Origin of the sequence: Burkholderia sp. Se-20373, assembly GCF_017104705.1 — a bacterium.
Taxonomy (GTDB): Bacteria; Pseudomonadota; Gammaproteobacteria; order Burkholderiales; family Burkholderiaceae; genus Burkholderia.
In genome coordinates this window covers 1-6512 of sequence record NZ_JAAGPH010000247.1, presented here as the reverse complement: position 1 = coordinate 6512, position 6512 = coordinate 1, and the positions used below count along the sequence as shown (strand labels likewise).

General features: G+C 68.6%; 6 protein-coding genes and 1 pseudogene. 3 read left to right on the top strand and 4 right to left on the bottom strand.

What is annotated here, in order from left to right; all coding sequences use genetic code 11:
• The 3 genes and pseudogenes from G3N96_RS37085 to G3N96_RS37075 form a co-directional block, all read left to right on the top strand.
• A pseudogene (locus G3N96_RS37085) lies at positions 1–344 on the top strand (sodium:proton exchanger); the annotation flags it as partial.
• Between the two features lie 46 nt (positions 345–390).
• Positions 391–783: an OsmC family protein gene (locus tag G3N96_RS37080; protein WP_206140308.1), complete on the top strand. Its 393-nt coding sequence runs from the start codon at positions 391–393 to the stop codon at positions 781–783.
• A gap of 31 nt (positions 784–814) precedes the next feature.
• Entirely contained in the window at positions 815–1699 is an 885-nt protein-coding gene (locus tag G3N96_RS37075; RefSeq protein WP_124575785.1) for a pirin family protein, read from the top strand.
• Positions 1700–1769: 70 nt separating this feature from the next.
• Here G3N96_RS37075 and G3N96_RS37070 read toward each other — a convergent pair whose 3' ends face one another.
• The 4 genes from G3N96_RS37070 to bcsA all read right to left on the bottom strand — a co-directional run.
• The gene (locus G3N96_RS37070) at positions 1770–2360 is read right to left on the bottom strand and encodes a hypothetical protein (protein WP_241023007.1); all 591 of its coding nucleotides are present in this window, start codon (positions 2358–2360) and stop codon (positions 1770–1772) included.
• 281 nt (positions 2361–2641) lie between these two features.
• Positions 2642–2839, bottom strand: a complete 198-nt coding sequence (locus G3N96_RS37065; protein ID WP_089425132.1) for a hypothetical protein — start codon at positions 2837–2839, stop codon at positions 2642–2644.
• The gene (bcsG, locus tag G3N96_RS37060; protein ID WP_206140307.1) at positions 2821–4377 is read right to left on the bottom strand and encodes a cellulose biosynthesis protein BcsG; all 1557 of its coding nucleotides are present in this window, start codon (positions 4375–4377) and stop codon (positions 2821–2823) included. The genes G3N96_RS37065 and bcsG overlap by 19 nt, the downstream gene beginning before the upstream one ends.
• Positions 4378–4404: 27 nt before the next feature.
• Positions 4405–6512 (bottom strand): UDP-forming cellulose synthase catalytic subunit (gene bcsA, locus G3N96_RS37055; protein ID WP_206140306.1); only part of this gene is annotated, 2108 nt, incomplete at its 5' end.

The window sequence follows — 6512 nt, the reverse complement described above, 5'->3', positions numbered from 1 at the left end:
CGATGTCCGAGCATGCGGTGCGCGCGCACGCGTTCGGCGCGGCGCTCGCCGAACTCGACGCGCTCGAACGGCGCGGCTCGACCCTCGAGCGGCCGTCGCTCGACCGCCTGCTCGCCGAATACCGGAACCGCGTCACCTTCAACGAACGCGCGCATCGCCACGGCGACGAGCCGGCCAACGTGCGCTCGCGCATGCTGCGCGTCGAACTCGAGCTCGTCGGCGTGTCGCGCCGCGCGCTGCTCGACCTGCATCGCGACGGCAAGGTCGACGACGCCGTGCTGCACCGGATCGAATCGGAACTCGATTTCGAGGAACTGCGGCTGCAGCGGCTGCTCGAACCGTGACGCCCGGCCCGGCCGCCGGCCTCCCCTTTTTTCACATGGAACCGCAATGAACGAACTGTCCGTCGAAGCGAGCATCGGCTCCGTCGATTACCTCGTCCACTTCAGCGATGGCGTCCACCAGTGGCGCGCCGACGAACCGGCGTCGCTCGGCGGCGGCGATGCGGCGCCCGCGCCCGTCACGCTGCTGCTGTCGAGCCTCGGCGCGTGCACCGCGATCACGCTGAAAATGTACGCGCAGCGCAAGGGCTGGCCGCTCACCGAAGTGCACGTGAAGCTCGCGCACGAATCGGGCAGCGCGGGCAGCACGATCGTGCGCCGCATCACGCTCGAAGGCGACCTGTCCGGCGAACAGCGCGAACGGCTGCTGCAGATCGCGAACGCGTGCCCGGTGCACAAGATCCTCACGCATCCGATCGCCATCGACACGGCGATCGCCTGACGCGCCCCGCCTCGACTACAAGAGCCCCACCATGTCCGCCTCGATCAAGACCCTGCTCACGCCGCGCGAAAGCGACATCGGCAACCTCGTCGTGCGCCGCGTGCTGCCCGCGCGCGCCGCCCGCCTCGTCGGCCCGTTCATCTTCTTCGACGAGATGGGGCCGGCCGTGCTACCGGCCGGCCGCGGCATCGACGTGCTGCCGCATCCGCATATCGGCCTCGCAACCGTCACCTACCTGTTCGACGGTTCGCTGATGCACCACGACAGCCTCGGTTTCCGGCAGAAGATCGTGCCGGGCGACGTGAACTGGATGACGGCCGGTCGCGGCATCGTGCATTCGGAACGCTCGCCCGACGAGGATCGCCCGCGCGAACAGCCGGTGCACGGGATCCAGACCTGGGTGGCGCTACCGGTCGAGCATGAGGACACTGCACCCGCGTTCGTTCACCATGCGGCCGACACGCTGCCGTCGTTTGCCGGCGACGGCGTGACCGTGCGCGTGATCGCGGGCACCGCGTTCGGGCTCGCGTCGCCGGTCGCCGTGTTCTCCCCCACCCTGTATGCGTATGCGGAATTCGCGTCGGGCGGCACGCTGGCGCTCGATGCGGAACACGACGAACGCGGCGTGTATCTCGTCGACGGCGACCTCTCGATCGACGGTACGCCGCTCGCTGCCGCGACGATGGCCGTGCTCGAACCGGGCGCGACCGTGACGCTCGCGAGCACGAACGGCGCCCGCGTGATGCTGCTCGGCGGCGCCCATCTGCCGGGCGAGCGATTCATCGAATGGAATTTCGTGTCGAGCGCGCGCGCGAAGATCGATACGGCCCGCGCGGCGTGGGCCGATCAGACCTTCGGCAAGGTGCCGGGCGAAGAAAACGAGTGGACGCGCCAGCCGGAACGCAAGGCGCAGTAGAACGTCGAAAGCTGCCGGCAGGACGCGCCAGCGCTGCCGGCAGCGCCCCCCGACGATCAGCGATGCGGCCTCAGCACGGCACCCGGCCGGTCACGCCGCCGCCCGACTGCGTGCACCACCGCTGCACACCCTGCGGTTGCTGCGGCGCCGGCGCCGGCGACATCGCGCCCGGCGCGTTGATCGCCCGGGCCACTTCGCGGGAATGCACCTGCCGCTGCTCCTCGAACTCCGCGTTCTGCGCATCGTCAAGCTGCTTGGTCAGCGCAGCCAGCCGCGCATACTTCGGATCGCGAGCGTCCTGGAAAGGCGGCATCGGCGGAAAGACGGGCATCGAAAGCGTCGGGCCGTTGTAGCGCGGAATCGACATCTTCGTCTTCTTGCCCCACATCGCGGCGACACCGATGTCCCACATCGCCGACCTCATGCCGAGCACGTGTTCGTAGTCGCGATCGAGATCGGCCACCGTCGGGGTTCCCGACGGCGCCGGAAGCGGCTGCAGCGATGGCGGCAGCGTCTGGAGCGTCGGATAGACGGCCTGCACATAGCTGACCGAGGCCAGCGAGTACTGATAAAGCACGCCCTGGTAGCCCTCCAGTATTTTGGCGCGACTGTCGGCCTTGGCTTTCGATGCGAACACGACGAACGAGGTCAGCGTCGTCATGTAGCGGTCGTTCGCGTCCCGTTGCGCGGCAACGACCTGCGGCGACGCCCAGGGCGAAGCGGACCGGGTCGGCCCTATCACGCAAGCCGACAGGACAACGACCACGGACACGGCGGTCGCCGCCGTTCGAAACGCGATCCGGATTTGACGCGACATGAGAGCATCCTTCGGGAGAGTCGTTAAACACGAGCCCGGCCGGGCCGCGGCAAATGATAGGGATTGCTCAGGTTTCGTGTCAACCGCCCGCCGGAGCGGCATCCGGCAAGCCGGCTCCGCCCGTTTCAGCGCTTCAACCCCATCAGCTTCGCGAGCGTCGGCCAGCGGTCGAGCGACTCGATGAACGCGCGGCGCGCCTGCTCGTCGACGTAACGCTCGGGGTCGAGCGCGGGCAGATGCCGCGCGAGGCCGAGCACGTCGTTCGGTTGCGACAGGCGATCATCGTCGCTGTCGGCGGGGAGCATTACTGTTCGTCGATCCATACGCCATCCGGAGTTTTCACCGAGTAGCCCGCGGCCGTCTGCATCGTCACCGTGCCCTCGTTCTCGCCCACCATGCGCGTGCGCGGCAGGTCGGCCGCGTACTGCGCGAGCGTCGTGCCCGGCTTGAACGGGCTGTTCGATACGAGGTTCGACAGCAGTTGCGCGAGCGCGAGGAAGCTGGTCGGCTGGTCGATCACGGTCGTCGCGCCGTGGTTGCCGGTAAAGCCGACGAGCCGCACGCCGACCGGCCCGTGCACGATGCGCGGCGTCGGGATCTCGCGCAGGCCCGCGACCTGGTACTTGTCGCCGCGCAGCGCGGCGCCGTGCTCGGGCACGAACACGATCACCGCGCGGCGGCCCGATTGCGCGATCAGGTCGGCCAGGTGATCGAAGTCGTCCATCAGCTTCGTCACGCGCTGCGGATACGAGTCGATGCTCGTCAGTGCGCTGCCGACGACGCGGTTGCCGTCGTGCAGGCTGATCGTGTTGTAGTACAGCGCGACCGGGCCCGGCACCGATGCACGCTGCGCGTACCAGTTCGCGAGCGTCGCGTAGTCGCTCTTGATCTCCGAGCCGTCGAACGCGTGCATCGCGACGGGCGCGGCCGCGTTCGACACCGGCGGCGCGTCGGGCACGCCGATGTTGTCGTGGATCACCTGCAGGAAGTTGTCGAAGTGGCCGTCGTGGTTCAGCAGCGTCTGCACCTTGTAGCCCGCGCTCGCCAGTTGCGAGAACAGGTAGCACTGCTGCGGCGCGCTCTTGTACAGGTCGGCGTGAGCCTCCTGCCCGCAGCTCGCGCGCAGCACGCGGATCGCCGCCGGGCCGCTGTAGCTCGCGGCCGTGCTGAAGTTGTTGAACAGGTAGTCGAAGTGACTCAGCATCGGATGGTTGCGCACCTTCGCGGCATCGAGGTCGTCCCACGACAGCGAGCAGATGTGCAGCACGATCACGTCGAACTGCGCGGATGGATCGTTGCCGAGATGGCCGAACGCGACCTGCCGCTGCGATTCCTGCGTGCGGAACGTCGCGAGCGCGGCGTTGTGATCCTCGGGCTGGCCGGCGAGCGTCGTGCCCGTCGCGCTCGCCTGCTGCGGAAGCGGTGCGACGACGCGCGCCATCAGCCCGCTGCCGGCCTGCCACAACGGCATCACGACCAGCACGGCCAGCACGAACGTCGCGACGCGCAGCCAGCGATTCACGACGAAGTAGACGATCAGCGCGCCGGCCACCGTCAGCAGCAGCACCGGCGGCAGCAGGCGCGGCAGCAGCTCCATCCAGTAGTCGAAATTGAACGTGCTCACTTCACGCGCGGCCTCGGCAAGCCGGGCGAGCGGCGGCGCATGCATCTCGCGTGCGAGCAGCGGCACCGCGATCGCGATCGCCACGATCTGCCGGACGATGCGCCACGCGCGCCGGCGGATCGGCGCGCTCGCGGCGAGCGCCACCGCGAACGCGAGGTTCGCGAGCCAGAACGGCTGCAGGTGCCCGGTCGCGAACAGCGCGAACTTCAGGATGAAATACAGATTCCAGAACGTCATCTAACCCACTCCATGATGAGCGCCGCGTCAGTCGCGCGCCCGATCGAGTTTCGGCGCCAGCATGGCCAGCAGGCCGCGCGCCGCACCCTTCCACATCCGTACGTTGCCGTCCAGGCCGATCCGCAACACTTCCTTCAGCCCGCCCAGCGGCGTGTCGACCCGCTGGCCTTCGTGCCAGTCGAGCCACGCGTCCGCGCGGCCGAACGTGCATTGCACGAGCTGGCGCTCCTGTTCGAGCGTGAGTTCCTCGAAGCTCACGCCGACGTGGGTCGGCGTCACGCGGCTCACACGCACCGGGAACGGGAACGGCCGGTCGCCGCGCGTCACGCACACCGTCAGCGTGTCGCCGACGGCAAGCGGGAGCCCCGGCACCGCTTCGAGGCCGAGGCCGCCGGTCGAGTAGTCGCTCGTGAAGCACGCGGCCGTCGAGCCGTCGGCGAGCAGCAGCATGGCCGGCACGCGCATCGCGATCCGGTGCGTGACCCGCACCTGCTTGGTCTCGCGCGCCACGGCCAGCGCCGCGCCGAGCATCGCGAGGTTGTACACGGTCCAGCCGAGCGTGATCAGGATCGTCGACGCCTCGTCGCCCTGGTCGGCCACGAGCCGCCACAGGCCGGCGAGGATCGCGAGCACGTTCATCCCGAACAGCACCAGATACGGCTTCGACGTCGACCAGTCGACGTAGCCTTCGTCGATCTTGCCGCCCTTGTCGGTCACGTTGAACTTGCCGTGCTTCGGGCTGAAGAACGCGACGGTGGTCGGCAGCGCGATGTACCACGCGAGCACCGATTCGTAGACCTCGGCCCAGAACGAATGGCGGTAGCGCCCCTGCATCCGCGAGTTCGCGACGTTCGCGAGCACCAGATACGGGATCACGTAGCTCGCGAGCGCAAACGCCGACGCGTTGATGAAGTACAGGTGGAAGAACAGGTACGCGAGCGGGATCGTCAGGAACACCAGCCGCGGAATTCCGTAGAAGAAGTGCAGCATCGCGTTGCCGTAGCAGATCCGCTGGATGAGGCCGAGCCCGCGCCCGAGGAACGGGTTGTCGATGCGGAAGATCTGCGCCATCCCGCGCGCCCAGCGCGTGCGCTGCTTCACGTGGCCCGCGAGGCTTTCGGTCGCGAGGCCGGCCGCCTGCACGGTCGGCAGGTATGCCGACGTATAGCCGCGCCGGTGCAGCTTGAGCGCCGTGTGCGCGTCCTCGGTCACGGTCTCGACCGCGACGCCGCCCACCTCCTCCAGCGCGCTGCGCTTGAGCACCGCGCACGAGCCGCAGAAGAACGTTGCGTTCCACAGGTCGTTGCCCGACTGCACGAGGCCGTAGAACAGGTTGCCCTCGTTCGGGATCTCGCGGAACGTGCCGAGGTTGCGCTCGAACGGATCGGGCGAGAAGAAATGGTGCGGCGTCTGCACGAGCGCGCACTTCGGGTCGCGCAGGAACACGCCCATCGTCGTCTGCAGGAACGAGCGCGTCGGCACGTGATCGCAGTCGAAGATCGCGATGTATTCGCCGTGCGTCTTCGGCAGCGCGCGGTTGATGTTGCCGGCCTTCGCGTGGCGGTTGTCGTCGCGCGTCACGTAGTCGATGCCGGCCTCGCGCGCGAACGCCTCGAATTCGGGGCGCTTGCCGTCGTCGAGCAGATACACGCGCAGCTTGGCCGTCGGCCAGTCGATGCTCTGCGCGGCGAAGACGGTCGGCTTCACGACCGACAGCGGCTCGTTGTAGGTCGGGATGTAGACGTCGACGGTCGGCCAGGTGTCGGGATCGTCGGGCAGCGGCACGATCGGCCGGTCGAGCGGCCAGGCGGTCTGCACGAAGCCGAGCAGCAGGATCATCCACGTATAGGCTTCCGCGCCGTACAGCAGATAGCCGGCGACGGCCTCGACCGGGCTGCGGAAATCGAGCGTCTGCGTGGTGCGCCACCACATGTAGCGCATCGTCGCGAGCAAGGCGAGCGACGCGAGCGCGAGCGTCGGCAGATGGCCCGGCAGGCGGCGCAGCGCGAGCGCCAGCACCGCGACGATCGCGAAGAACGCGAACTGCGCGCCGGGCATCAGCGGCGACATCCCGGCCGCGGCCCACAGCAGCGCGCCGGCGACCAGCAACAGCGGCGCGAGCCAGCGGCGCCGGC